This window comes from Bradyrhizobium sp. SZCCHNS1022, from assembly GCF_032484835.1.
Lineage (GTDB): Bacteria > Pseudomonadota > Alphaproteobacteria > Rhizobiales > Xanthobacteraceae > Bradyrhizobium.
Window position 1 is genome coordinate 887,521 of sequence record NZ_JAUETT010000001.1, and the last position, 25,972, is coordinate 913,492.

Annotated in this window: 21 protein-coding genes; 7 read left to right on the forward strand and 14 right to left on the reverse strand. The window is 65.6% G+C overall.

All coding sequences use genetic code 11. The annotated features are described in order from the left end of the window. Position 1 precedes the first annotated feature (1 nt). From QX071_RS03980 to QX071_RS04020, 9 genes are all read right to left on the reverse strand, one after another. Positions 2–1,066: an ATP-dependent DNA ligase gene (locus QX071_RS03980; RefSeq protein WP_315702169.1), complete on the reverse strand. Its 1,065-nt coding sequence runs from the start codon at positions 1,064–1,066 to the stop codon at positions 2–4. A 97-nt stretch (positions 1,067–1,163) separates the two neighbouring features. Then, entirely contained in the window at positions 1,164–1,484 is a 321-nt protein-coding gene (gene trxA / locus QX071_RS03985) for a thioredoxin (protein WP_315702168.1), read from the reverse strand. A 99-nt stretch (positions 1,485–1,583) separates the two neighbouring features. After that, a complete protein-coding gene (gene addA / locus QX071_RS03990) occupies positions 1,584–5,060 on the reverse strand; it encodes a double-strand break repair helicase AddA (RefSeq protein WP_315702167.1) in 3,477 nt (1,158 codons plus the stop codon). Beyond that, positions 5,054–8,239 carry a double-strand break repair protein AddB gene (addB, locus tag QX071_RS03995; RefSeq protein WP_315702166.1) on the reverse strand — a complete coding sequence of 1,062 codons (3,186 nt, stop codon included), beginning with the start codon at positions 8,237–8,239 and terminating at the stop codon, positions 5,054–5,056. Before addB ends, addA begins: the two co-directional genes overlap by 7 nt. Before the next feature lie 1,076 nt (positions 8,240–9,315). Next, entirely contained in the window at positions 9,316–10,038 is a 723-nt protein-coding gene (locus QX071_RS04000) for a nucleotidyltransferase family protein (protein ID WP_315702165.1), read from the reverse strand. 158 nt (positions 10,039–10,196) lie between these two features. Next, complete coding sequence (locus QX071_RS04005; protein ID WP_315702164.1) at positions 10,197–10,508, reverse strand: PilZ domain-containing protein; 312 nt, start codon at positions 10,506–10,508, stop codon at positions 10,197–10,199. A 125-nt stretch (positions 10,509–10,633) separates the two neighbouring features. Next, positions 10,634–12,115: a M20 family peptidase gene (locus QX071_RS04010; RefSeq protein ID WP_315702163.1), complete on the reverse strand. Its 1,482-nt coding sequence runs from the start codon at positions 12,113–12,115 to the stop codon at positions 10,634–10,636. Between the two features lie 135 nt (positions 12,116–12,250). Further along, on the reverse strand, positions 12,251–12,787 hold the full coding sequence (gene ppa, locus QX071_RS04015; protein ID WP_315702162.1) for an inorganic diphosphatase: 537 nt from the start codon (positions 12,785–12,787) through the stop codon (positions 12,251–12,253). Between the two features lie 184 nt (positions 12,788–12,971). Then, positions 12,972–13,481 (reverse strand): GNAT family N-acetyltransferase, encoded by a 510-nt coding sequence (locus QX071_RS04020; RefSeq protein ID WP_315702161.1) that lies wholly within the window; start codon positions 13,479–13,481, stop codon positions 12,972–12,974. A 62-nt stretch (positions 13,482–13,543) separates the two neighbouring features. Here QX071_RS04020 and QX071_RS04025 point away from each other — a divergent pair, with 62 nt between their 5' ends. The 4 genes from QX071_RS04025 (at position 13,544) to QX071_RS04040 (ending at position 16,328) form a co-directional block, all read left to right on the forward strand. Beyond that, positions 13,544–13,822 (forward strand): hypothetical protein, encoded by a 279-nt coding sequence (locus QX071_RS04025; protein ID WP_315703200.1) that lies wholly within the window; start codon positions 13,544–13,546, stop codon positions 13,820–13,822. Further along, positions 13,822–14,229 carry a thiol-disulfide oxidoreductase DCC family protein gene (locus QX071_RS04030; RefSeq protein ID WP_315703134.1) on the forward strand — a complete coding sequence of 136 codons (408 nt, stop codon included), beginning with the start codon at positions 13,822–13,824 and terminating at the stop codon, positions 14,227–14,229. Before QX071_RS04025 ends, QX071_RS04030 begins: the two co-directional genes overlap by 1 nt. Before the next feature lie 110 nt (positions 14,230–14,339). Then, positions 14,340–15,416: a YeiH family protein gene (locus tag QX071_RS04035; protein WP_409977470.1), complete on the forward strand. Its 1,077-nt coding sequence runs from the start codon at positions 14,340–14,342 to the stop codon at positions 15,414–15,416. Between the two features lie 6 nt (positions 15,417–15,422). After that, complete coding sequence (locus tag QX071_RS04040; RefSeq protein ID WP_315702160.1) at positions 15,423–16,328, forward strand: LysR family transcriptional regulator; 906 nt, start codon at positions 15,423–15,425, stop codon at positions 16,326–16,328. A gap of 375 nt (positions 16,329–16,703) precedes the next feature. Here the strand turns inward: QX071_RS04040 and typA are convergent, their stop codons facing one another. Next, positions 16,704–18,530, reverse strand: coding sequence for a translational GTPase TypA (typA, locus tag QX071_RS04045; protein ID WP_315702159.1), 1,827 nt, complete (start codon positions 18,528–18,530; stop codon positions 16,704–16,706). Between the two features lie 284 nt (positions 18,531–18,814). Then, positions 18,815–19,576, reverse strand: coding sequence for a Crp/Fnr family transcriptional regulator (locus tag QX071_RS04050; protein ID WP_315702158.1), 762 nt, complete (start codon positions 19,574–19,576; stop codon positions 18,815–18,817). Between the two features lie 176 nt (positions 19,577–19,752). Between QX071_RS04050 and QX071_RS04055 the strand changes: the two genes are divergently transcribed. Continuing rightward, positions 19,753–20,127, forward strand: coding sequence for a response regulator (locus QX071_RS04055; RefSeq protein ID WP_315702157.1), 375 nt, complete (start codon positions 19,753–19,755; stop codon positions 20,125–20,127). A gap of 242 nt (positions 20,128–20,369) precedes the next feature. Here the strand turns inward: QX071_RS04055 and QX071_RS04060 are convergent, their stop codons facing one another. Next, on the reverse strand, positions 20,370–21,944 hold the full coding sequence (locus tag QX071_RS04060; protein ID WP_315702156.1) for an alkaline phosphatase D family protein: 1,575 nt from the start codon (positions 21,942–21,944) through the stop codon (positions 20,370–20,372). 195 nt (positions 21,945–22,139) lie between these two features. Beyond that, positions 22,140–23,489 (reverse strand): TAXI family TRAP transporter solute-binding subunit, encoded by a 1,350-nt coding sequence (locus QX071_RS04065; RefSeq protein ID WP_315703132.1) that lies wholly within the window; start codon positions 23,487–23,489, stop codon positions 22,140–22,142. A gap of 355 nt (positions 23,490–23,844) precedes the next feature. Between QX071_RS04065 and QX071_RS04070 the strand changes: the two genes are divergently transcribed. After that, positions 23,845–24,147, forward strand: a complete 303-nt coding sequence (locus tag QX071_RS04070) for a 4a-hydroxytetrahydrobiopterin dehydratase (RefSeq protein ID WP_315702155.1) — start codon at positions 23,845–23,847, stop codon at positions 24,145–24,147. 96 nt (positions 24,148–24,243) lie between these two features. Then, positions 24,244–24,642 (forward strand): YkvA family protein, encoded by a 399-nt coding sequence (locus tag QX071_RS04075; RefSeq protein WP_315728081.1) that lies wholly within the window; start codon positions 24,244–24,246, stop codon positions 24,640–24,642. Positions 24,643–24,782: 140 nt separating this feature from the next. Here the strand turns inward: QX071_RS04075 and QX071_RS04080 are convergent, their stop codons facing one another. Further along, complete coding sequence (locus tag QX071_RS04080) at positions 24,783–25,928, reverse strand: TAXI family TRAP transporter solute-binding subunit (RefSeq protein WP_409977482.1); 1,146 nt, start codon at positions 25,926–25,928, stop codon at positions 24,783–24,785. Positions 25,929–25,972: the final 44 nt, after the last annotated feature.

The window sequence follows — 25,972 nt, forward strand, 5'->3', positions numbered from 1 at the left end:
CTCATGCGAGCAGCTTCATCGGATCTGCGGCCTTCTGCTTCAGCTGATCGAAGGTGCATTGTCGCGGGGCCTTGTCGGGGCGCCAGCGCAGGATCGAGGTGCCGTGGCGAAAGCGGTCGCCGGAAAAATGATCGTAGCAAACCTCGATCACGAGCTTCGGCTTCAGCGGGCACCATTGCGTCGATCGCTCGGTGGACCAGCGGCTCGGGCCGCCCGGCGCATTGCCGGTAAAACCCGGTGGTGCGATCAAAGCCTCCAGCTTCGCGGTCAGCGCCGGCTTGTCTTCCTTTTTGATCGCGGAGGTGAAGCCGACGTGGTGCAGCAGCCCTTCGTCGTCGTACAGCCCGAGCAGCAATGAACCGACCACCTTCTGGCCATTGCCGCCCTTGTTGGTCGCGTAGCGGAAGCCGCCGATCACGCAATCGGCGCTGCGGAAGCGCTTGATCTTCTGCATGCCGTCGCGATTGCCGGCCTGATAGGGCTGGTCGATGCGCTTGGCGATCACGCCATCCGAGCCGGCGCCGGAGCGCGCCAGCCATCTCTCGGCGGTGGCGAAGCTGGTCGTGACCGGCGACAGGCGAAAGGTCGCATGTTTTTTGAAATTGGCGTTGGCAAAGGCTTCCAAGGCCGGCCGCCGCTCGTCCAGAGGATGCTCGGCCAGTTCGCCATCCTTGGCCGTGGCCAGCAGATCGAAAGCAATGAACAGCGCTGGCGTCTCCTGCGACAGCTTCGTCACCCGGCTGGCGGCGGGATGGATCCGCTGCAACAGATCGTCGAACGAGCTGGTCTTGCCATGCGGCACGACCAGCTCGCCGTCGAGCACGAATTTCTGCACTTTCAATTCCCGCGCCGCCGCAACCACCTCGGGAAAATAGCGCGTCAGGTCCTCGCCGGCCTTCGACTGCATCGTTACCTCGTCGCCATTGCGCGACAACAGGCAACGGAAGCCGTCCCATTTCGGCTCGTATTGCCACTCCTTCCCGCGCGGGATGGCGTCGACCGAGCGCGCCTCCATGGCCTGCAAATCGGGATGGCGGGAGAGGGATCTGCGGGGGCGGGCGGGCATGGTGGGCAAACGCTCAAAACGCGGCAAACTCCCCCTCTCAACGCAAACGGCCGGCGATTTCGCCGGCCGTTCTCGAAAAATCTTAAACCCGGAGGGCTCAGACCGCGGTCGAGATCCACTGCTGCAGCTTGGCCTTCGGCGCCGCGCCGACCTGGCGGGAGGCCATTTCGCCGCCCTTGAAGATCATCAGGGTCGGGATCGACATCACGCCGTATTTGGAGGCCGTCTTCGGGCTCTCGTCGACGTTCAGCTTCACGATTTTGACCTTGTCGCCCATCGCGCCCGCGATCTCATCCAGCGCCGGGGCGATCATGCGGCAGGGGCCGCACCACTCGGCCCAGAAGTCGACGACCACAGGGCCGTTCGCCTTCAGCACCTCGGTGTCGAAATCGGCATCGGAAACCTTGCCAACGGCCATGGGAATACCTCGTTTGGTTGGAGAACGGCGCGGAGATTCGCGCCCATAATCGTGACAGCAAAGCTATGAACGGTCTGTTGCGGGGTCAAGCTTGCTCACTCAGACGTGGGGGGATAGCAGTTCCGCGTCCAAAGCGGAGGCGGAAAGCTCCATTAATTCAGGGGTTTCGGTCCAGAGCAGGGCGGCGCGGATGGCGCGGTGGGGGTACAGCTGGCGCAGCACGGCGCGGTACAGCGCGAGCTGGCGGACATAGGCGGGCGGCACCTCGGCCAGACCGGCCGGCGGGCTCTGGTTGGTCTTGAAATCGACGATCAGGACCTCGGCATCGGTCACCACCAAGCGGTCGATCTGGCCGGACACCAGGGCCGCGGGCTGGCCCTCCTGGCTCAACCGCCCCACGATCGAGACCTCCGCACGGCTGCCGGCGGCAAACACGGCAGCAAAGCGCGGCTCCTCGATCACCCCGAGCACGCGCGTCGCCAGCTTCTCGCGCTCGTCCTCAGGCCAGTCGGCCGCATTGCGCGCCAGATATTTCAAGGCTGCCTCGCGGCGCCGCGCCGGCGTCACGTCGGGCAAGGATTGCAGCAGCCGGTGCACCAGCGTGCCGCGCTGCATCGCCTCGCTCCGCGCCATGATCGTCTCGGCCGCCTTGACCGGGCGTCCGTCATCGGGCGTCGCGTCAGAGGGCCGCAGCACCACGTCCGCAGCGGGCGCCTCCGCTGCTTCGGTGCGCAGCCAGGATGGCAGCTCAACCGGCCGGTTGGCCTCGCGCCGCTCCTCGGCGCCGCCAGAAATCGCGATATCCTCGGCGCTGAGATAGCGCTTCACCGGTCCGTCCGGGGTTTCGATCGTCTGCACCTGAAGACCTGCCGCCTCCAGCCCGCGCGCCATCAGATCGTACCAGCTGCCGGGGCGGACATTGTTCATGTTGCCGGGCATGCAGCCGCCGATGATGAGCCGGTCGGCGGCGCGGGTCATGGCGACATAGAGCAGGCGGCGATATTCATCCTCGGTGTCCTGCAGCATCTTGGCGCGGGCCGCTGTCACCGGCCTGGGGTCGTCGGCCTTGCGGCCGGCCCAGACCACGATCTCCTTCTCGCCATAGGGCACATGGATCAGGCGCAGCCGCTGGGTGTCCGAGGGCGAGGACGTCGTATCGACCAGGAAGACCACCGAGGCCTCAAGCCCCTTGGCGCCGTGCACCGTCATCACCCGCACCTCGTCGCGCGAGATCTCCATGTCGCGCTTCACCTCGGTGTCGGCGGCGCGCAGCCAGGCCATGAAACCCTGCAGCGAGGCCGGCGCCTTCCGCTCATAGGACAGCGCGAGTTCGAGGAATTCGTCGAGCGCGTCATTGGCCTCATGGCCGAGCCGCGCCAGGATGCGCTTGCGGCCGCCGTCGCCGCCGAGCAGCCAGGCATAGAAGGCGAACGGGGTCTCTTCCCTGGCGCGGCGCTCGCATTGCTGCAACCGCCGCAGAGCGCGCTGCAGGCGTTCGTCCAAGGCCGCATGCGCCGCCAGCGCCTCGCGCAACGATCCCTTGCGCTGCCACGCCAAGGTGAAGAGATCGTCGTCGGTCAGCCCGAACAGCGGGCTCTTCAGCGCAGTCGCCAGCGCCAGATCGTCCTGGGGCAGCAGCAGCGCGTCGGCGAGGTTCATCAGGTCGATGATGGCGATGTGCTCGGTCAGCTTCAGCCGGTCGGCGCCGGCGACCGGAATGCCGGCATGCTTCAGCGCCTGGATCACCGCATCGAAGGCGTTGCCGCGCCGGCGCACCAGGATCAGCATGTCGCCATAGCTCAGGCGACGCCGCGCGCCCTCATGCCCGGTCATGGCGCCATCGCGGATCAGGCGCTTGATCTCGGCCTGGATGCGCCTAGCGAGCTTGACCTCGGGGCTCGTCACCGCGACGCCGTCGAACGGCGCCCGCCAGCCCTCGATGTCCTTGGTGTCGTCACGCTCGCACAGGCTCCAGAGCTCGACCAGGCTCGGACCCGCATCCGCGAGCGAGTTATGGATGGGATAGCCGATGTCGGGCGAATGGATGCTGCGATAGACCTGCGGATCGCGGAACACGTGATCGACCGCGTGCAGCACGGTCGCCCCCGAGCGGAACGAATAGGTGAAAGACACCGGATCGAAGGTCAGACCGGCCTCGGTGAAGCGCTGCTGCAGCTGCCGCCGCCGCGCGTCGAACTCATGCGGGGCGGCGCCCTGGAACGAGAAGATCGACTGCTTCTCGTCGCCGACCGCAAAGACGGTGCGGACAAGGCCGTCGCGTGCGCCTTCGCCGGCCGTGAACTCCTCGATGATGTGGGCGACGATCTCCCACTGCCGCGGGCTCGTATCCTGCGCCTCGTCGATCAGAACGTGATCGACGCCGCGGTCGAGCTTGTAATGCACCCAGCCGGCGGAGACGCGGTTGAGCATCGCCAGGGTTTTGTCGATCAGATCGTCGTAGTCGAGAAGGCCGCGCTCCTGCTTCTCGCGCCGGTAGTTCGCGGCAGCCGATGTGGCGATCCGCAGCAGCGCATCCGTGCGGTCGCGCATGACCGCCGCGCGGCGCTTCTCGATCAGGACGTCGAGCCGGCCCGCCTCGGCCTCGAACAGCGCGGCGAGAGCAGGATTGGCATCCGCGAACTTCTTGGTCAGCAGCGATTTGCGTGGCTGCTTCTCATCCGTCAGGAAGACGCAGAGATATTCATCGACCTGGTCGCTGCCGGAGTAGGCGAGCGCTGCGCGCAACTGATCCGCCTGCTTCTGCTCGGTCTTGGCGCCCCCGTCGAGCTGCGCCGCGATTTGCAGCCAATCGGCGCGCGGCAGATTGGGGCCGTCGAGGATGTCGCGCTCGATGTGCTCGATCGTCTCATCGGCGCTGACGCCGAGCGCCTGCGACAACTGCGCCGCGGCGAGATCGACATGGCCTGCGCCATCCGTCCACGCCATGAAATGATCGCGGCTCAGGCACGCCTCGCGCACCACGTCCTTGAAGGTCACGTCGGCGGCGCTCGCCATCGCGACCTGAAGCGCACGGCCGACGGCGCTGTCAGGTGCACGCGCCGCATCGAGCAGCACTTTCAAGTTGGCGCGCTCCATCATCTCGGTCTGGTCGCGCTCGTCGAGCACCGTAAACCGCGCCGGCACGTTCGCCTCGAACGGAAACTGCTGCAGAAGCCGCGTGCACAGCGCGTGGATGGTCTGCACCTTCAGCCCGCCCGGCGTCTCCAGCGCGCTCGCGAACAGTTTGCGGGCGGCGGCACGGAGCTGGGCATTCGGGTGCGGAATGCCGGTGGATTTGATCGCATCGTCGAGCGCGCTGTCGTCGAGCGTTACCCAATGTCCCAGCGTGGAGAACACGCGCTCGGCCATGTTGGCGGCGGCAGCCTTGGTGAAGGTGATGCAGAGGATCTTCTCCGGCGGCACGCCTTCGAGCAGCAGCCGGATCACGCGCTGGACCAGCACATGAGTCTTGCCCGAGCCGGCATTGGCCGACACGAAGGCCGACGCCGCCGGGTTCGAGGCGCGGGTTTGCGCTTCGCGTACGGCAGCAGGAATCGGGCGCGGCGCCTTCACCATTCCTCGATCCCCAATCCGCCGGCCGCCGACCACTCCTTGATGCGCGCAAGATCGTCATAGGCGCCGTAGCGGTTCGCCCACATCGACAGGTTCAACGAGGTATAGGCCTGGTTCTCGTCCTCGAAGCTGCGGATCAGCGCTTCGAGCTTGTCGCGCGCCTCGCGCGCGGCGGCATCAGGCGGCTGCGGCGCATCGCCCTTGTTGATCTTCAGTTCGAGCACGCGCTCCTCGCCCGGCGGATTGTTGCCGGAGAGCCTGACGTAAGCGAGCTGGCCGACCAGGCTGCCGGCGGGCATCCCCTCGAAGCCGCCCTCGCGCAGGATCGCAGCTTCCAGCGTGAGCTGCGGCGACAGTCCCATGCGGACCTGCTTGCCGGTCGGCGGCTGTCCGGTCTTGTAGTCGAGGATCGCGAACGAGCCGTCGCTGCGGCGCTCGATGCGGTCGGCGCGAGCTGACAGCGTGAAGGTCCTGTCCGGCCCGAGCGGAATCCCGATCTCGCCGCGGATCTCGGCGGTGAGCTGTTCGACGTGCTCGCGCCGCGCGCTTTCCCATGCCGCGAACCAGGTGGCGATGCGCTGGAAGCGCGGCCACCACAGCGCGCGCGCTTCGGGCCGTTCCATCAGCGGGGCGAAATGCTTCTCGCCGATCAGCCGCAGCGTGCGCGCCGGATCCGGCGGCAGCGCCTGCGCAAAGTTCTCCGTGAACTCAGCGATCGCCTGGTGGATCGCCGAGCCGCGATCGGCCGCGGACAGCGGCATGTCGACGGGATCGAGCGGCTGGAGTTTGAGGATGTAGCGCGCGAAGATCGTGTAGGGATCGCGCAGCCAGTCCTCGATCGCGGTGACCGACATGCGCGTGGGTCGCGCCGCCAGCGGCGGCTTCGGCGCCGGCTGCGGGATCGGCCGGACGTCGGCAGGCTGGTCCAGCGCCTCGGCGTAGCGCACATAGATCTCGCCGCGCACTTCGGCCGCGCGCCAATGATCGCCGCCAGCGACCGCCTCCAGCCGGTGCAGGAAGCGCGAAGCGACCGCGGGCGCGCCGCCGGCCTTGGCGGAGTGGGTCAGGATCACCTCGGGGCTGCCCAGCAGTTGCGCGAAGTCGTGCGCCGACAAGCCAATGCGCCGTTCGGGCAGATCAAGGCCGAGCTGATGCCGCATCGGGCGGCTGAGCCAGGGATCGATGCGCGGCGCCGGCGGCCACACGCCCTCGATCAGCCCGCCGATGATGACGCGATCGGCCTGCATCAGCCGCGCCTCTAGCGGGCCGTAGATCTGCAGGAGGGCACCATGTCGTTCCGGGCGGCGCACTGCGCGATCGCTGAATGCGGTCTGGAACACCTCGGGATAGTCGGACAGCGGAAGCATCAGGCCGCAGCGCTCGCCCGATTTGAGCAGATCGTCGAAGCACCGTGCGAGGCCGCTGCCGTCGCGCTCGGCGAAGGCGACGCTGAGGCCGAGATCGTCGCGCGACACCGCTACCAGCACCTCGCGATGGCGCGCGGCGAGCTCGGCGAAGTCATAGGGCTTGGGCGAGTTCAGGTTCTCCAGCGGAGCCAGAGCCTTCTGCAGGCGCTCGATCAGACCTTGCGCGCGATCGAGCTGCTGCGGAGACAGCCGTGCACGCTGTTCGGCTGGATGCAGCGAAGACGCCTCGCCTTGGTGCAGCTTGGCATGCTCGTCGCGGAAGCGCGCGAAGTCGCGCGCCAGGCCCGCCGTGCCCGGCTGCGGCCTGGTGCCGCGGAGTACGGCCAATTCCAGCGTCTCGATCGCTCCCCTGAACGCGCCCGAGGCGCTGCCCAGCCGGCACAGCGGATGCTTGAGCAGCGCCAGCAAGGTCGGCGGCTCCAGCCCCTTCGCGGCAGCTTCGGCTGCAAGGCGCGCGAAAATGCCGGCGGGCGTTTCCAGCAGCGCATCGCCGCCGGAATCGTCGAAGGTCAGATGCCAGCGCGACAGTGAAGCCATCACCCGCCGCGCCAGCGCACGGTCCGGCGTCACCAGCGCCGCCGATTTCCCGAGATGCCGCGCCTCACGCATCGCAATCGCGATCGCCAGCGCCTCCATCTCCGGATTCGGCGCAGCGACGACGGCGAGATTATCCATTGCGGAGGCGATGTTCGCGGCGACGTCGAACTGGCGCAGCCGCTCATGCCAGGCCGCCGTCGCTTCCGACGGGCGCATGGCTTCCGAGATCAGCACCTCGCGCCCGCCGCGCGCGGGATGGGCGAGCCTGATGACGTCGCGCCGCTCGATGCCGAAGCGGCGCAGCAGCATCTGCATCGCATATTGCGGGTGGTTGAAGGAGGGGTGGGCGCGGACCGCGACGTCCAGCGTCGCATCCTTGCTCGTGTTGTTTGTTGGCTTGTTAGTCGGTTTGGCGCCGCCGATCGCGCGCCAGGCCGCCTCATCGAGATCGGTGTCGAGCCCCGGCAGCACCACCGCGCCATAGGGCAGCTTCGCCACCGCCTGCAGGAATTTCGCAGTTGCCGGCATTGAGCCGGTCGAACCGGCCGCGACGACGGGGCCGTCAGCATTGGCGGTCAGCCGCGCGGCTTCCGCCGCGATCAGAAGATCACGCCGCGCCGCCGGCTCGATGCGCTGGATCTCTTCGAGGTAAGCCGGCCACGCGGTGCGCGCGATGCGCAGGAACTCCAGGGAATGCTGCCAATAGCGATCGAGCTGATCCGGCACCAGGCCGTCGAGCGCATCCCAGGAGATGCCGCGCGTGACCATGTCGTCGATCAGCCGGGCGAGGTCGCCGGCGAGCGCGAGCGTGGAGGCCGGACCGCCGACAACCAGCGGCGCCGAGACCGGCGTCTTGGCCCAGGCCGCAACCAACCGGGCCAGGGTGAGGCGGCGATCGAGCTCGCCGAGCCGGTCCGGAATCTCCAGCGGCGCCGTGCCGGTAAAGGACTCGCCGTCCTCGGCGAAGGCGAGCTCGTCCTCGTCGATGTCGCCGAGCGCGACCAGTCGCGGCAGCACCGCGGCATCGGTCGCAAGTTCCTCGAGGAACACCTCGCGCGCCACGCGCAGGGAGCGCCGGGTCGGCAGGTACAGCGTGGCGCTCGCCAGCCGCGCCGGATCGGTGCGCGCCTCGAAGCCGTCGACCAGCCGGCCGTCGATCAGCGCGGCGATCACGGTGCGCAGGAACGGCGCTGAGATGGGAACGGTATAGACGCGCATGCCGGCCGATTCGTTGTCCTACGCGTCTATATAGGGAGCGATCGGCCCACGGTCATGCGCGGGCTGTGGATGGGTGTTGATAGCCAAGCGCTCGGTACCGCCGTGGCGCGTGGCGGACCGGCCCGTGCGGCCGTCCTTCGAGACGCCCGCCTCCGGCGGGCTCCTCGGGACGAGGGCTGATTCGCGGCAGCATTTCAGACCCTCATGGTGAGGACGCCGCTCGCGGCGCGTCTCCGGACGATGCTACGCATCGCCGGGAGAACCATGAGGCCCGTTGGCTCGCGGCGAGGTTGGATCGAGGTCGCTGCAGCCATTGTTGCATAGATATGCGGTCGCGCTCTCGCGGCGCATGGCGCGTCCGAGCTCTGCTAATTCGTCGCCCTCAGCGGGAGGGCGCAGGGAAGGCCGGGCATCGGCTGATGCCCGTGGCCCCCGTGCGTGAAAAGTGCACGGGGCAGGAACCACAGGTACAGCCGGATAGCACCGGCCTTCCCCGCGCGAATGGGTTACGGCTTATACGCGATCTCCCTGGTGCGCCGGGCTTGTTGGCCACCATATCCGCGCGAAGCGAAAGCTTCGTCGCGTCCGCGACAACGCGCCGAGGCGCGTTGCGCGGGACACCAGCGTCGGGGTGTCAGGACCACGCGATTTCGCCGTCCGCATCGCGGCCGTTCGTCTTCCGGCAGCGACACGTCCATCGCATCCCGCACTCAACGTCCGTGACGACGCGTACGCCCCTCGCTCCGAGTCGGGATGCGAGCAATATAACATTTATTTCTGAAAAACAGAAGTTATATTTTGAGCAGCAAGCCTCATCGGCACGATCGCATTGAACGTGCTTCATGAATTGGCGCTTCTACGCTTATTGATCGGTTCAGATAGGCAGCAAACTGCCGAGCGGCATAGGCAGCGTCTTCTGGAAAAAGGTCGTCATGCCCGGGCATCCACGCCTGCCATGTGGTCCGGTGGCAAAGACGTGGATGGCAGGGACAAGTCCGGCCATGACAGCAATTACCAGCAACTATCTTATGGCTTCGTCCCGTCGGACGGCAGCGGAGCTTGCTGCGGGGCCCGAACTACGCCGCGCTCTCCAGCAGCGCGTCTTCGGCGGCGGCGACCGCGTCAGGTGTGCCGACATGCATCCAGACGCCGTCGAGGCGCAGGCCGAACAGCCGGTCCTGCTCATTGGCCTGGTCGAAACTCCTGGTCAGCGAGAACGCGCCGTCGGGAGCGCCGTCGAAGATCGCGGGCGAGATGATCGCCGCACCAGCATAGACGAAGGGGACGACCTGATGCTCCCGGCGCTTGCGTAGGGCGCCGTCGGGCAGCATCGAATAATCGCCCGGACCGCTATAGCCGATCGAGTTTGCGGTCGGCGCCATCAGCAGCAGGATGTCCATCCGTTCCGGATCGAAGGCGTCGGCAAGCCGGGTCAGGTTGTGTCGCACGCCCTCGACCCACATCGTATCGGAGTTGACGTGAAAGAAGGGCTCGGAGCCGAGCAGCGGCAGCGCCTTCACCACGCCGCCGCCGGTGCCGAGCACCTGGTCGCGCTCGTCGGAGATGATGACGCGAGGCGCCTTGCGGGGCGCGACATGATCGATGATCTGGTCGGGCAGATAATGCACGTTCACGACCGCCTCGCTCACGCCGGCATCCGCCAGGCGGTCCAGCACGTGGTCGAGCAACGGCCGGCCGGCGACGCGCACGAGCGGCTTGGGCATGGTGTCCGTCAGCGGGCGCATGCGCAGGCCCAGACCGGCGGCGAGAACCATGGCTTTGTGCGGCTTGACTGGCATCTTCCGGCGTCTCGAAGCAGTAACAACCTTGTAGCGAATCATACCACGTAAGGGCGTGAATCGTCTCGACCCCCGCTGCGATAGCGAGCCGCGATGACGATTATGCGACGGACAAGGGTCCGAGGCCTAGCTGAGTTCGACTGCCAAAGGGCCGGATTTTAGGCGTCCTCGGCCGCGCGGCGGTTCGACTTCTTCTTGCGATCGCCGAGCTTCAGGAAATTGACGCCGATCTGGTCGCCATTGACCCAGGCGAGTTCGCAGCGGCGGTAGGCGAGGCCGGTCGAGGACAACAGCAGGAAGAACTCCTTCAGGTGCAGACCCTCGACCGAACCCTCGACCGTCAGCTTGGCGCCGGTCTCGGAGACGTCCTCGATGGTGCAATTGCGCCGCCAGGTGCCGTCGATGCCCATCATGAAGGCGGGGATACCGCGCTCGAAGACGACGCGCTCGCCCCTTTGACGTTCTGCCATCGGATCCTCCAACGCGCCCGTGCCTCGCGCGCGAATGATCACAACAGCGTAAAGCCGGATGGCTAAGAACCCGTAAACGGCGCCCGAGACGGCGCTTCGTGCCGTCGTTCACGTCCAAGTTTGCATCATCCCGCGCTCGCCTCCAGCAGCCGGCGATAGAAGCGGATCATGTCGGCATATCCGTCGATCGAGAGCCGCTCATTGGTGCCGTGGAAGCGCTTGAGGTCTTGGTTGGTCGCGCGCAGCGGCGAGAAGCGGAAGATGTTGTCGGCGACCCCGACATAATGCCGCGAATCGGTGCCGCCGACCATCAGGCTCGGCGCCACGACGGCATCGGGAAAGACCTCGCGGATGGTGCGGTTCATCAGCTGATAGGACGGCGACGCGCTCGATGTGACCGGCGGCGGCTCGGTGTTGCTCGGCACCGGGTCGATCGTGATGCGATCATTGGCGATGGTGCGCGTGACATGCTCGATGACGCTGCCCTGCGTATCGCCCGGCAGCAGGCGGAAATTCACCGTGGCGGACGCAACGCCCGGCAGCACGTTATCCTTGTCGCCGGCGTTGAAGATCGTGAGTGCGGTGGTGGTGCGCACCATCGCTTCCGTCACACCGCTCTTTTCGAACTCGCGGAGCAAGAGCGGCCTGAACAGCCAGAGATTGGACAAGGCGACGCGGTTGAACCCGGTCATCTCCGGCGCGAGCGTTGCGAACATCTCGCCGACCGCGCCGTCGATCCGCATCGGCAGACGGTTGGCCTCGAGCTTCGCCAGCGCCGCGCTCATCATCCCGATTGCGGTGTCATGCGGCGGCATCGAGGAATGGCCAGGCGTCGCCTTCGCCTTCAGGAGCAAAGTCGCATAGCCCTTCTCGGCGACGCCGACCAGTGCGGCCGGCTTCGTGAGCCCCTTGATGCCGCCCTCGGAGATCAGGAGGCCTTCGTCGATCAGGAAGTCGAGTCGCACATTGCGCGAGGCCAGCAAGGCGGCGATCGCCTTGGCGCCTCGGGTGCCGCTGACCTCCTCGTCGTGACCGAACGCAAAATAGACCGTGCGCTTCGGCTTGAAGCCGGCCTTCGCCAGCGCTTCCGCCGCTTCGAGCATTGCGTAGAGATTGCCCTTGTCGTCCCAGGCGCCGCGGCCCCAGATGAAGCCGTCCTTGATGCTCCCGGAAAATGGCGGCTCGCTCCAATCGCCTTCCGTGCCCGGCGCGATCGGCACCACGTCCTGATGCGCGAGCAATGCGATCGGCTTGGCGGCGGGATCGCTGCCTTGCCACGTGTAGAGCAGGCTGTGACCCGCGACCACCTCCTGCTTGGCGGCCGCATGAAATGCAGGGAAGCTCGCTTCGATATGCGCCTTCAGCCCTGCAAACGCATTCGCATTCTGCTCGGGATCGTCATAGCTGGAGATGGTGCGAAAGCGGACGGCTGCGGCAAGCCGGTTCGCCGCGGCCTCTCCGTCGATCGAGATTTTCGGCAGCGCCGTCACCTGAAGCTGGCGCGAACCTTGGCGTTGCGTATTGAGGGCGAGGATCGCGAGCACGGCGATGATCGCGACCAGCACGAGAAGAACTACGTTTCTGACGATCCTGGGCAGCCGTCGCATCGCGTTTACCCTCAAAGCAAAACGACGCCGCAAGCTTCGCCTGCGGCGTCGTCGACTTTGCTCAAAGCCTGCGGCGAAGTCCATCGCCGTTGCGATCGAAGCGCAACTCACTCACACCGCGAGCACGCAGAGGGACTACTTCTTCGCCGCCTTCGCCCGGGCGATGCCTTCGGTGATCAGCTGATGCGCATCGTCGGCCGAGCCCCAGCGCAGCACCTTGACCCATTTGCCGGGTTCGAGGTCCTTGTAGTGCTCGTAGAAGTGCTGGATCTGCGCCAGCGTGATGTCCGGCAGGTCGCTATAGGTGCGCACCTTGTCGTAGCGCTGGGTCAGCTTCGACGACGGCACCGCGATGATCTTCTCGTCGCCGCCGGCCTCGTCTTCCATCAGCAACACGCCGACCGGGCGGACGCTCATCACGGCGCCCGGCACGATGGCGCGGGTGTTGGCGATCAGGACGTCGCAGGGGTCGCCGTCGTTCGAGAGCGTGTGCGGGATGAATCCGTAATTTCCCGGATACCGCATCGCCGTGTAGAGGAAGCGATCGACGAACAGCGTGCCAGCGTCCTTGTCGAGCTCGTATTTGATCGGCTCGCCGCCCACCGGGACTTCGATGACGACGTTGACGTCGCGTGGCGGATCTTTCCCGATCGGGATGGCGTCGATGCGCATGAAGGACTCCGTTGGACTGGAACGTAAAGGTCAGGCGTTCAGAGGACGAACGCACTCATTCGCAGTCGCAAAAAATTTGCGGCTCTGCAACAGCAACTTGATGCCGCACAACGCGTCGAGTTCGGCAGCCGCGCTTAAGCTTACTTGATCGAGGCGTAATGGCCTCAGAAACCGAGCCTGGAGCTCAATTGGTCCAGGCGAAGGCAACCTTGTCGAGCGATTTCGGCCCGAACCGCTCCGACGAGCGCGCCACCATCCGGCCGCCCAAGGTGCGGTAAAACTCGGTGGCGGGGTCGTTGTCGGACAACGCCCACACCACCATGCTCTTCAGGCCGCTTTGCGCGAGGTCGCGCTTGGCCGCCGTGAAGAGGCGGCGACCGAACCCCAGCCCCTGAAATTCCGGTCGCAGATAAAGCTCATAAATCTCGCCGTCGAAATGCAGACTGCGGGCGCGGTTGCGGCCGTAATTGGCATAGCCTGCGATCTTGTCGTTGAACACGAGCACGCTGACCCGGCTGCCCTTGCGGATCGCGCTGTCCCACCATTGCGGGCCGCGGCGATTGATCAGCTTTTCCAGCTCGGCGCCGGGGATGATACCCTGATAGGCAGAGCGCCAGGCTTCGTCATGGGCAGACGCCACCGCAGCCGCATCTGCAGCCTTGGCCGGACGGACTTCGATCAGGGTTGTGCTCATGAGGGGATCAAAGCAAGTCGGCGGCGCCGCTTCAAGGTCCAACGTTAAAGATCGGTTAACCTGTGGACTTTCTGCATCACCGGGCGAGAAATCTGTGCCGAAAAGGGACGATTCGGCAACAGCCGGGCGATCCGGAGATGCCGGCCGCACCGGTGACGCGGCTTGGCCCTCAAAAAGCTCCGCTGATTCGGTGGGGCGGTTCGGGGTTAGAATGCGCGATGCGTCTCGGCTGCGCGATATTCACGCCCGATCTCTGGCGCGAGCCGCTGGGCGCGCTGGTCAAGACAGGACCCGCGATCGTGCTGATGCTGGTCGCGCTGTCGACACTGGATAATCGATGATGACGCAATGGCCCGATGACGACGTGATCCTCTACGATGGGGTCTGCGTGTTCTGCTCGCGCTGGGTTCGTTTCGTGATCGCGCGCGATCGCGAGGCGCGGTTTCGGTTCACGCCGATCCAGTCGGCCTACGGCACCCGCCTCGCGCAGGCGTTCGGCATCGACCCTGATGATCCCGACACCAATGCCGTCGTGCACGGCGGCAGGGCGCACCTGAAATCCAATGCCGCGCTGACGGTGCTGTCGACCCTGCCCGGCTGGCGCTGGACGCGCGTGCTGTTCGCCGTGCCCAAGCCGCTGCGCGACGTGGTCTACGGCCTGGTCGCCCGCAACCGCTATCGCATCTTCGGCAGATACGAGGCGTGCTTCATCCCGGATGCGGAGCTGCGGGCGCGGGTGCTGGAATAGCAGGTGATAATTAATCGATTGAAACGAACGGTTTATCCGATATAATGCGTTAGATCGATTGATAGGGGTGTGAAATTCTCCTCCCAGCCGCCCACGTGGGAGATTATTTCATGACTGCCCCGTCGCACGAACTCGCCGCCGATGCGCCCACCGCCGTTCCGCATCATGACTTCCGTGTCCACGCGCCCCTTCAGCACGGTATTCCGGCGCTGGTGCCCGGCCTCCTGCTCTCGGCGGCGATCGCCGGCGCCGGCTTTTCCCTGCGCCAGGTTCCAGGCCTGGCGGTGTTCAGTCCGATGATCCTGGCTATCGTCGCCGGCATGGCCTTCCACAACCTGATCGGGACGCCGCATCGGGCCAAGGCCGGCGTCACCTTCTCGCTCCGGCGGGTGCTGCGGCTCGCCATCGTGCTGCTCGGCTTGCAGCTCACCGCCGAGCAGGTGGTGGAGGTCGGCGCGCGCGGGCTTCTCGTGATCGCGCTCAGCCTCACCGGCACCTTCCTGTTCACGGTGTGGATGGGGCGGCTGCTCGGCGTCGAACGCAAGCTGACCGAACTGATCGCGGCCGGCACCTCGATCTGCGGCGCCTCGGCCGTGATCGCCACCAACACGGTCACCCGTGCGCCCGACGAGGACGTCGCCTATGCGGTGGCCTGCGTCACCGTGTTCGGCTCGATCGCGATGTTCAGCTATCCGCTGTTGCCGGCGCTGTTGCACCTCGATGCCCACGCCTATGGTCTGTGGAGCGGCGCCTCGATCCATGAGATCGCACAAGTGGTGGCCGCCGCCTTCCAGCAGGGCCAGCAGGCCGGCGAATTCGGCACCATCGCCAAGCTCGCCCGCGTGATGCTGCTGGCGCCCGTCGTGATCACGCTCGGCCTGCTGGCAGCGCGCCGCGCCCGTCATGGCGGCCATGCTCACGCCAGTGCAAAGGCGCCGCTGCCCTGGTTCATCTTTGGCTTCATCGCGCTGGTCGGCATCAACAGCATCGTCACCATTCCGGCGGAGGTCAGAACCGTCATCGTGACCGCGACCACCTTCCTGCTGTCGATGGCGCTGGCCGCGATGGGATTGGAAACCGATTTCGCCAAGCTGAAGGCCAAGGGCCTGCGGCCGCTCACGCTCGGCCTGCTCGCCTTCGTCTTCATCGCAAGCTTCAGCCTGACGCTGGTGAAGCTCACAAGTTAGGACGTCATGACGCTCGAGCAGCTCAGGATCTTCGTTGCGGTCGCGACCCGCGAGCATGTCACGCAAGCCGCGCGCGACCTCAACCTGACGCAATCGGCCACATCGGCGGCGGTCGCCGCGCTCGAAGCGCGATATCAAACCAAATTGTTCGACCGCGTCGGCCGCCGGATCGTGCTCACCGCCGCCGGCAAGACGTTCCTCGTCGAAGCCAGGAGCATCCTTGCCCGCGTCGCGAGCGCAGAGGCCGTGCTGGACGATCTCGCCGGGCTAAGGCGGGGGCAGCTGTCGCTGGCCGCGAGCCAGACCATCGCCGGCTATTGGCTGCCCGCCTTCATTCACAAGTTCAATGCCGCGCATCCGGCGATCACGCTCTCGCTCGCGATCGGCAACACCGAGCAGGTGGCCGCGCGCGTGCGCGAAGGTTCGGCGGACCTCGGTTTCGTCGAGGGCAATGTCGACGATCCCGTGCTCGCGGCGCAGCCGGTCGCGGATGACGAACTGGTGCTGGTCGGGCCGCCCGATCACCCGCTGTGCCGAGCATCGTCGGTCACGGCCGGCGATCTGAGGTCGGCGCGCTGGGTGCTGCGCGAGGCGGGTTCGGGGACACGGGCGGTGTTCGAGGCTGCGCTCGCTGAGCTCGGCGTCGATCCACGCGAGCTCGATGTCGCGTTCGATCTGCCCTCCAACGAGGCGGTGCGCGGTGCGGTCGAAGCGGGTGCCGGCGTGACCGTGATCTCGCGCCTGGTCGTGGTCCGGGCCTTGAAGGCGGGTCTGCTGGCTGTCGCCAATATCCCGCTGCCCAAACGGCATTTCTTCAGCCTGCGTCACAAGGAGCATCACCAGACGATGGCGGCGCGGGAATTCTTGCGGATGGTGGGGGATGATCGCGAATCGCGCTCAGCGCGAGCGTAGCGACGCGATCCAGGAATCCTCCCACGGCCGCCCTCTGGATTGCTTCGTCGCTTCGCTCCTCGCAATGACGAGGAGAGAGTTGGTCGATCGCCGTCGGCGCTGAAGGTGCCGAGGCGTCGCGGCAATTGCTTTCTCGCCGCGCAAGCGGCAGGGCAATCGCATATGGGAAAAGCGGCCGGACGATCTCGCCCGCGGCCGTCCTTCGAGACGCTCGCCTCCGGCGAGCTCCTCAGGAGGAGGCCATCTTTGCGGTGAGATCGTAGCCTCTCATGGTGAGGGCGCGGCAAAGCCGCGCGTCTCGAACCATGAGGTCGCGACCCTGCTTGGGCCATATCAGACAGCCCGGCCGCAAGCGGGGAGGGGGCAGGAGCGTGCTTACGCCACCGCTTCCTTGGTCTTTTCGGCGCGCTTGCGCTCGTTCGGGTCGAGATGCTTCTTGCGCAGCCGGATCGATTTCGGCGTCACCTCGACCAGTTCGTCGTCCTCGATATAGGCGAGCGCCTTTTCCAGCGTCATCCTGATCGGCGGCGTCAGCCGGACGGCTTCGTCTTTCGAGGTGGTGCGGATGTTGGTGAGCTGCTTGCCCTTGAGCACGTTGATCTCGAGGTCGTTGTCGCGGGTGTGCTCGCCGACGATCATGCCGCGATAGACCTTCCAGCCCGGCTCGATCATCATCGGGCCGCGGTCTTCCAGCTTGAACATCGCGTAGGCCACCGCCTCGCCCTGGTCGTTGGAGATCAGGACGCCATTGCGGCGGCCGGCGATCTCGCCCTTGTACGGGGCGTAGCCGTGGAAGAGGCGGTTCATGATCGCGGTGCCGCGGGTGTCGGTGAGCAGTTCGCCCTGGTAACCGATCAGGCCGCGGGTCGGCGCGTAGAACACCAGCCGCAGCCGGTTGCCGCCGGACGGGCGCATCTCGATCATCTCGGCCTTGCGCTCGCTCATCTTCTGCACGACGACGCCGGAATGCTCTTCGTCGACGTCGATCACGACCTCCTCGATCGGCTCCAGCCACTGGCCGGTGGCCTCGTCCTTTTGCAGAACGACGCGCGGGCGCGACACCGACAGCTCGAAGCCCTCGCGGCGCATGGTCTCGATCAGGATCGCGAGCTGCAATTCGCCGCGGCCGGACACTTCCATGGCGTCCTTGTCGACGGATTCGACGACGCGGAGCGCGACGTTGCCCTCGGCCTCGCGCAGCAGGCGGTCGCGAATCATGCGGCTCGTCACCTTGTCACCCTCGGTGCCCGCCAGCGGCGAGTTGTTGACGATGAAGGACATCGACACCGTGGGCGGATCGATCGGCTGCGCCGGCAGCGGTGTTTCGACGGTGGGGTCGCAGAAGGTGTCGGCGACGGTGCCCTTGCTGAGGCCTGCGATGGCGACGATGTCGCCGGCTTCGGCCTCGTCGAGCGGCACGCGCTCGATACCGCGGAACGCCAGAATCTTGGAGATGCGACCCTGCTCGACAACCTTGCCTTCGGCGTTCAGCACCTTCACGGCCTGGTTCGGCTTGATACTGCCCGAGGTGATGCGCCCGGTGATGATGCGTCCAAGGAAGTTGTTGGCTTCCAGGATGGTGCCGATCATACGGAACGGCCCCTCTTCGACCGATGGTGCCGGCACATGGCGCAGCACCAGGTCGAACAGCGGCTGCATGCCCTGGTCCTTCGGACCGTCCGGGCTGTCGGCCATCCAGCCCTGCTTGGCCGAGCCGTAGAGGATCGGGAAGTCGAGCTGCTCCTCGCTGGCGTCGAGCGCCGCGAACAGATCGAACACCTCGTTGATGACCTCGGTCGGCCGCGCGTCCGGGCGGTCGACCTTGTTGATGACGACGATCGGCTTCAGCCCCACCTTGAGCGCCTTGGAGACCACGAATTTGGTCTGCGGCAGCGGGCCCTCGGCGGCGTCGACCAGCACCAGCGCACCGTCCACCATGTTGAGGATGCGCTCGACCTCGCCGCCGAAATCGGCGTGGCCGGGGGTGTCGACGATGTTGATGCGCGTGTCCTTCCACTGCACCGATGCCGCTTTCGCCAGGATGGTGATGCCGCGCTCGCGCTCCAGGTCGTTGGAGTCCATAGCGCGCTCGGCGACCTTCTGGTTCTCGCGGAAGGTGCCGGATTGCTGCAGCAGGCGATCGACGAGCGTGGTCTTGCCGTGGTCGACGTGGGCGATGATGGCGATGTTGCGAAGGTTCATGACTTGCTTCTTTAAGCTTTCTTAAGCTCGTGCTCTGTCCCCGGCGGCGCGCGCTCCTGCAGGGAAATCAGTTATTTAGCTATGGAGCGCGCTCGCGAAACGGGTCTGCGGCGGAGAGGGCATCCCGCCCTCAAAAAGGAAGCCCGGCCAAAAGGACCGGGCAAACCTGACGCGTTGCGCCGCAATATAGGCAGAAACTACCAAAAAACAATGACAATCAATGACAATCCTGGTCGGTGCGCCGACGTGCGAAGTCCTGTGCCGGGCTGTCGGTTCCCGCCAGATCAGCCAGCCGCCGCCTGCTCGCTCGGGTAGACGCCGCGGAGTACCTCCTCGAAATGGCCTTTCACGGCCTCGTTGCAGAGGCAGGAGCGCCGCTTCAGGGCTTCCGTATCGCGGACCGTGATCGCGCCACGCCGGGTCTCCAGGATGCCCTCGGCCTTGAAGGTCTGGAGCACGCGGCTGGCATAGCTGCGGCCGACCCCGAGCAAGGTGGCGAGCTGCTCGTGGGTCAACGGTACGGTCGGGTCGCCATCGGTCCGCTCCATGGCTGCGATGATCCATTTCGCCGTGCGCTGCTCGATCGAATGGATCGCGTTGCAGGCGGTGGACTGGAACATCTGGGCCAGCATGCAGTCGGCGTAGCGCGCGAACACGCTGCGCAAGGTCTTCGACTGCAGCTTGGCAGCGTCGAGCTTGGTGACGGGCAGACGAACGAAGGGCCCGGCGAACTTGACGACGATGCGGGTATAGGCGGGCAGAAAGCCCTGGCTGACGATGCCGCCGACCGCGCCTTCGCGCCCCACCAGAATGGTCTCGACGTCGCGCCCATCCTCGTTCGCGACCAGATAGGAGGCAAGGGCCGGTCCGCAGGGAAAGTGCACGATCTGCACGTCGTCGCCGGGGTTGTACAGCAGGTCCCCGGCCGAGGTCTGCTCCTCGGCCAGATGCGGAGAGAGCAGTGCATAGTCGGTCATGCTCAATCGGCGCAGCAAGTTATTGTACGGCCGCTCGCGCGAGAGCGGCGTCACTCCCTGACTCAGCATTGCCATTTCTACGCCCTCTTGGCTCAGTGTTGGCCCTGTCGATTTGTTTCACGCTATGTACAGAAGTGGACCGACAGGGGAACTCTGGTATGGTGGTTTCGTTCCAGGAACCCGCCGGCGTGCTTGTGCGAAGGCGCTGGCTGCGGGGGCCGTCCTTCATCTCTGGAACCCCGCTCATGACCGCTTCGCAGCTCGGCTTGCCGGAGCTCTATCAGGACATATTGATCGTCGAGGACGATCCGATCATCGCGCTTGGCCTGGAAGATACGATCCTCGGCTTCGGCGTGCCGACCGTGCGTGTTGCCGCCAACGTCGCGAACGCGCTCGTGATGATCGAGCAGCGCGCGCCGGATTTCGCGCTGCTCGATGTCGGACTGGTGCGCGGCAATAGCTTCGCCGTGGCTGAGCGGCTGGCTGCGCTGCAGATCCCGTTCGCCTTCGCGACCGGCTATGACGCCGACCGCGTGCCCGCGCAATTCTCCGACCGGCCGCGGCTGCAGAAGCCTTGCCCGACGGATGCACTGGAAGCGGCGCTGCGGCGGAAGACGTAGCGAGCGGAGCTGATCGCACCGCTACTGAATTCCCTTTCCCGGCAAGCGGCAGGGCAATCGCATATGACTGTAGCTTCGGGCCTCATGGTTCTCCCGGCGAAGCATCGTCCGGAGACGCGCGGCTTCGCCGCGCCCTCACCATGAGGGTCTGTCATTTTGCCGCAAAACAGGCCCTCGTCCTGAGGAGCTCGCCGGAGGCGAGCGTCTCGAAGGACGGCCGCGGGAGAAATCGTCGGCGGCACTCACTCCAGCTTCGGATCGAGCGTGGTCGACCACAGCGCGATGTCGGCGCGATCGCGCAAGGTGACCGTCATCTGTCCGGTGGCGCCTTCGATCTTGACGTGGCCGAAGAACTGCATGCCCGCCGACGGCGGCAGGTTCTGCTTGTCGAGGCCGGGCGCCTTGATGAAGCGCACCTCGGGGCCGAACGTGTTGTCGAGCTCGTTCGGTCCGAACGTGCCGGCATGCAGCGGCCCCGAGACGAACTCCCAGAACGGCTCGAAGTCCTGGAATTGCGCCTTGTCCGGATTGTAGTAATGCGCGGCGGCGTAGTGGACGTCGGCGGTCAGCCACACCGTGTTCTGGATCGGCGCCGTCTTGATGAAGCGGAGGATCTCGGCGATCTCGAGCTCGCGGCCGCGCGGCGGACCGTCACCTTGCGCGAACGCTTCAGAGCCGCGTTTGTTGGCGGCATCGTCATAGACGATCAGGCTGAGCGGCATGTCGGAAGCGATCACCTTCCAGGTCGCGCGCGAGTTCAACAGCGCCCGCTTCAGCCAGCGCATCTGCTCGGGACCGAGGAAATAGGCATCGGGACCGTATTCGGTCTGCTGATTCGGGTTGTTCGGACCGCGATAGGAGCGCTCGTCCAGCATGAACACGTCGAGATGCGGACCATAGGAGATGCTGCGATAGACGCGACCGGGCTCGACAATGCTTTCGCGCAGCGGATACATCTCGTGGAAGGCGCGCGCGGCGCGCGCCGCCAGCAGCTGGATGTTGCGCTCCTTGTAGGCGGCTGGAAGATCCTTCGAGGCCGACCAGTTGTTGGTGACCTCGTGATCGTCCCACTGCACGAAGATCGGCACCTCGGCATTGAAGGCGCGGACATTGTCGTCGAGGAAATTGTATTTGTGAGCGGCGCGGAATTCGTCGAGCGTCTCGGCGACCTTGGCCTTCTCCGGGATGGTGAGATTCTTCCAGAGCTTGCCGTCGGAAAGCTTCACCTCGGATGCGATCACACCGTCGGCATAGATGGTGTCGCCGGAGTGGATGAAGAAGTCCGGCCGGTGCTTTTTCATGGTCGAGAACGTGAACATGCCCCCGTCGTCCGGGTTGATGCCCCAGCCTTGTCCTGCGACGTCGCCGCCCCAGACGAAGCTGACATCGCGCTTGTCCGCCGGCGCGGTGCGGAAGCGTCCGACGAGCGGCTCGCTCTCGATGTCGGGATGCGACAAGTCGCGGAATTTGACGCGGTAGAAGATTTCCTGGCCGCCGGGCAGGTTCTCGACCAGCATCTTGGCCGTGTAGTCACTTTCCGGCAGCGCTGCGATCGGCGGCAGCGCACGGGCGTCCTTGAACGTGTCCGATGTGGCGACCTCGACCAGCATCTGCGCGGGTCGGTCGGCGCGCGACCAGATCACGCCGCCGTCGCTGCTCACATCGCCGGACTGCACACCGTGAGTGATCTGCGGCCGGTCGGCGGCGCGGCTGAGGTAAGGCATGGCCAGCGTGCTGACGCCGGCTGCGGCCGCGGTGGACAGGAAGCGGCGGCGGGAGAGCGCATGGAAAGCGCGGCGTGGGATTCGGATCGTCATGAATATCTCCTCCGGGGCGGCGGCGAGTCGCGCCCGAATGTACGACCGAAGAGCTAGGAAAATTCGATGACAGCGCGATTACGCGAAGGCGCCACAGGGGAGGATTTTGCGAGCCGTTCCGATGTCGGTCCACGAAGCTGACGTCGGCTGGCGGTGAAGCGCCAGCGTTGCATCGCGGCTGGACTTGCCTTGGTATCAGGTGCCGGTCGCGCGCAATTGGGGACCGTTGCCGGTGCCGGCGCGCGGCGGGGTCTGCGGCATGCTCATCAGGATCAGCTTGCGGTCGGCGACCGCATTGTGGAACTGCTCGAGCGCGATGTTGAAGGCGGTGAGCGCGGCGTGCTCGATCGCGCCATCCTCGAAACAGGCAAGCGTGTTGCGCAGGATGTCGTCGGCTTCGCTCTGCATGTTGTCGAGCTCTTCGGGGGAATCGCTCTTGCGCGCGATCGTGATCATTTCGAGCAGCCGGTCACGCATCGAACTGTTGATGAACCGCTCGTCCTTCTTCAGATAGCCGGCGAACCAGGCACCGATCGAGCCCATCGCCGAGAGCGCCATCAGGCTCCACCAGATGTAATCGCTGTAGCGGTCGAGGAAGGTCTTCTCCTCGCCGTCGACAAAGGCAGCCGCTCCCGGATGCACCGGGATCGCGGCGTCCTTGTCGGTGTCGGGGGTCTCGATCTTCGCAGCCAACGGGAATTCCGACATCAGCTGCTGGCGCACCGAAAACAGCTGGCGGGCGAAGGCGGAGACGGTCGATTCCGCCAAGCCTTTGCGCGCCACGATGTGGTGGTTGAAGCTGATCGTCTTCACCTCGTCCTCGGGCCGGTCGGGCGAGCCGCCGAAGGCGCCGGCCGGGATGTCGGCCGCTTCATATTCCGGATGATTCTGCGCGATCGCTTCCGCAGAATCGATCGCAAGGAAGGTCGGTGTGCCGCCATCCTTGGTGGAGGCTGCGATCGCCTCCGTCGTGATCTTGCTGTTGACAGGTCCCGCAGCCAGCCAGACGTCGGCTTTCTGACTGCGCACCGCGTCGATGGCCTCGGTGATCGGGAATTGCAGGATATCGACCTTGCCGGGATCGACGCCATATTGCTGCAGGATCACCTTGAGCAGATTGACGTTGGCCGGAGTGCGGCCGATGACGCCGATCTTGCGGCCGGCGAGCTGCGAAATCTTGGTGATCTTCGCGCCCTTCCTCCGGCCCTTGGCCGGGGGCACCCATAGCACCGCGACGTTCTTGCGCAGCGTTGCCACGGCCTGCGCGTTCTTCGGAACGTTGAGGTCGCCGCGGATGATGGCGAGATCGACCTTGCCTTCGGCGAGCGCCTGCGCGCTTTCGGCGGCGCCCTCGGTCTGCACCGGACGCAAGCGGACATAGCCGTGATTTTGCGAAAACGCCTGGGTCAGCGCCTGCACCACCCTGAGATCGTCGCTGTTGGGAGGACCGACGGCGATCTTTAGCGGCACCGGGCGCATCGCAAAGTAATAGCCGCCGATAAGCGCGCCGACGATCGCCAGAATTCCGGCGACGACGATGAACACGACGGGGCGGACCGGCGAGCGCGGTTTTGTCGGGATCTGAGCTTCCACCAGGTCCAATCCTCCCATGATCGCGCTGGCGACAGTCGCCGATGGGTCTGGTTCCGAGCCGCTAGGCCAAACTTGTAGCAAATATCTTGCCTGAAGAGGGTTACATCTGCGTCATGGTTACCGAGATGCGCTGGGCTCGACCGGCGGGATCGGTTCCGCGAACGATGCGAATGCATGGTTTGGGATCGATGTCGGGAAGGTTCCCCTTGCGACGGCGGGCGCGAGGGCGGACAGTATGGCCATACCGGGCAGGCCGATGGCAGGGCGGCGGGTCCGATCAGCGGAACGTTAGCGAGAGGAGGCGATCATGGCGGAGCGATTGTCGGCCGAGGCGCGGGCCGCGGCCCTGGGCGAGCTTTCCGGCTGGACCGAACTGGACGGCCGCGACGCGATCAGGCGAACCTTCACTTTCAAGGATTTCAACGCGGCCTTCGGCTTCATGTGCCGCGTCGCGCTGGTGGCCGAGAAGCGCGACCATCATCCGGAATGGCGCAATGTCTACCGTACCGTCGAGGTGGTGCTGGCGACACACGACGCCGGCGGCGTCACGAAGCTGGATATCGAACTGGCCAAGGCGATGGATGCGATCGCAGCGCAGATGGGCGCATAATGTGCTCTCCTCCCTTATCTGGCTTGCGGGTCGCGGAGCCATCCCCACATCTTGTGGCGGCAGGCCGCTAGGATCGCGGCACGAGGGGAACCAAACGTGGCATCCGACACCACCGACTATACTGTGGGTTTCGAACCGGCCGACCGCCTCGCGCGCGACCGCGATAGTGTGCGCCGCAGGTTCTGGACCACGTTCAAGCGGGTGATGGCGAAGCTGCCCTTCGCCGAAGACCTGCTCGCCGCCTATTACTGCGCGTTCGACAGCGAGACGCCGCGTCACGTCCAGGCCGCGCTGCTCGGCGCCATCGCCTATTTCATCCTGCCGTTCGATTTCATTCCGGACGTGATGCCGGTGCTCGGCTTCACCGACGATGCGGCCGTGCTCGCCACGGCCATCCGCATGGTCGCCTCGCACATCACCCCCGATCATCGCGCCGCCGCACGCGCCGCGCTAAAGCGCGGGCTGGAGGGGGACGAAGAGGACAAGGCCAATTAGCTGTCCGGTGGCGGCACCAGTGCACGGCACGTGGCGTCCGCCGAGGTCACGCGATGTGCGCGTGAGAATAACGCAAGAGAAAAGCCCCGCGGCATGACCGCGGGGCTTTTGTTTGCTTGAGCAGCTGATCGGCTACAGCCTCAGCGCTGCCGCGTCTGCGTCCGCGGGCTGCCGTTCCGCTCGGCCTCCCAGGCCTGGAACTGCTTGAACAGGGCCTCGCGATCGGCCTCGCTCTGCAGGCCCTTGCCGGCGTCGCTCTGCTTCACGAAATCGTCGAAGCGGTCGCGCGCCGCACCCGAACTTTCGAACGAATGGGTCTCCAGCCACTGCTTGGCATAGGGGAAGCGTTGCCAGCCCGCCAGCGGCGCCGACAGCGAGACCTCCTTCCACTTCGGATGGAAGGGCGGCTTCTGGAAGCTCGGAAACTTGGCGAAGAAGGCGTCGACGAACAGCGACAGTTTGCGATAGCGGTCGGTGTTGGGCGCCCAGTTGTAGGCGGCGAGCACCGCCGGTACGGCGATGGTGTCGACCTTGTCGCCTTCGGCGATCAGGTTCGGATAATCCTTCGACGTGAGCGTTGCCGGCAGGTAGTCGGTTTGCAGCGGTCGGTCATAATCGACGTTCACCAGATGGAAGCGGCCGCCGTCATTGACGAAATTGCTGACCGACTTGTACGGCTTGCCGCCGACCACGATCACCGCATCGAGCTCGCCCTTCTTCAGCTTCTCCATCGCGATGCGCTGTTCGATGTAGCGGAAGTTGGAGGCATTGAGCCCGAGCCGTTCGAACGTGGTCAAGGCGGTGACGAAGGTGCCGCCATCGGGCAGGTCGACGCTGACCCGCTTGCCGTCGAGGTCGCGCAGATTGCGGATCGCGAGCGGCGCGATCACCTGCATCTCTTCATTGTAGAGCTTGGTCACATAGGTGAATTGCTTCTTGATGTCGTGCGCGAAGCCCTTGCGCTCGAGATAGTCGAGCGTGTCGGCACGCACCACGCCGAGATCCACCCCCTGCAGGAACAGAATGTCGGCGACGCTCTGCACCGAGCCGCGGCCGACGATCGGCAGCACGCGCAGCTTGTTGCCGTCGTCGAGCACGGAGGCGAGGTCGGCACCGAACTGCACATAGGTGCCGCCGATGGTGCCGGTGATCATCGTCACTGTATTGGCGTTAAGGGCCTGCTTGGTCTGGTTCGAACCGAACTGGAAGACGGCCTTGAGACTGTCGCTGACTTTGGCCGGATCATACTCGTCCGCCGCCTGGGCGCTGAACGCGCCCATCGTCATGATGGCAGCAAGTGCTGCCAGCCTGCTGAAAGGTGTCATGTGTT

Bases quoted from the DNA above. Each gene is read 5' to 3' on its own strand.
- QX071_RS04050 (WP_315702158.1), bottom strand. From the start codon at position 19,576: ATGCTGAGTCAGGGAGTGACGCCGCTCTCGCGCGAGCGGCCGTACAAT.
- QX071_RS04000 (WP_315702165.1), bottom strand. From the start codon at position 10,038: ATGCCAGTCAAGCCGCACAAAGCCATGGTTCTCGCCGCCGGTCTGGGC.
- ppa (WP_315702162.1), bottom strand. From the start codon at position 12,787: ATGCGCATCGACGCCATCCCGATCGGGAAAGATCCGCCACGCGACGTC.
- QX071_RS04020 (WP_315702161.1), bottom strand. From the start codon at position 13,481: ATGAGCACAACCCTGATCGAAGTCCGTCCGGCCAAGGCTGCAGATGCG.
- addA (WP_315702167.1), bottom strand. From the start codon at position 5,060: ATGGTGAAGGCGCCGCGCCCGATTCCTGCTGCCGTACGCGAAGCGCAA.
- QX071_RS04005 (WP_315702164.1), bottom strand. From the start codon at position 10,508: ATGGCAGAACGTCAAAGGGGCGAGCGCGTCGTCTTCGAGCGCGGTATC.
- trxA (WP_315702168.1), bottom strand. From the start codon at position 1,484: ATGGCCGTTGGCAAGGTTTCCGATGCCGATTTCGACACCGAGGTGCTG.
- QX071_RS04035 (WP_409977470.1), top strand. From the start codon at position 14,340: ATGACTGCCCCGTCGCACGAACTCGCCGCCGATGCGCCCACCGCCGTT.
- QX071_RS04030 (WP_315703134.1), top strand. From the start codon at position 13,822: ATGACGCAATGGCCCGATGACGACGTGATCCTCTACGATGGGGTCTGC.
- QX071_RS04070 (WP_315702155.1), top strand. From the start codon at position 23,845: ATGGCGGAGCGATTGTCGGCCGAGGCGCGGGCCGCGGCCCTGGGCGAG.
- QX071_RS04040 (WP_315702160.1), top strand. From the start codon at position 15,423: ATGACGCTCGAGCAGCTCAGGATCTTCGTTGCGGTCGCGACCCGCGAG.
- QX071_RS04055 (WP_315702157.1), top strand. From the start codon at position 19,753: ATGACCGCTTCGCAGCTCGGCTTGCCGGAGCTCTATCAGGACATATTG.
- QX071_RS04080 (WP_409977482.1), bottom strand. From the start codon at position 25,928: ATGACGATGGGCGCGTTCAGCGCCCAGGCGGCGGACGAGTATGATCCG.
- typA (WP_315702159.1), bottom strand. From the start codon at position 18,530: ATGAACCTTCGCAACATCGCCATCATCGCCCACGTCGACCACGGCAAG.
- QX071_RS04010 (WP_315702163.1), bottom strand. From the start codon at position 12,115: ATGCGACGGCTGCCCAGGATCGTCAGAAACGTAGTTCTTCTCGTGCTG.
- QX071_RS03980 (WP_315702169.1), bottom strand. From the start codon at position 1,066: ATGCCCGCCCGCCCCCGCAGATCCCTCTCCCGCCATCCCGATTTGCAG.
- addB (WP_315702166.1), bottom strand. From the start codon at position 8,239: ATGCGCGTCTATACCGTTCCCATCTCAGCGCCGTTCCTGCGCACCGTG.
- QX071_RS04060 (WP_315702156.1), bottom strand. From the start codon at position 21,944: ATGACGATCCGAATCCCACGCCGCGCTTTCCATGCGCTCTCCCGCCGC.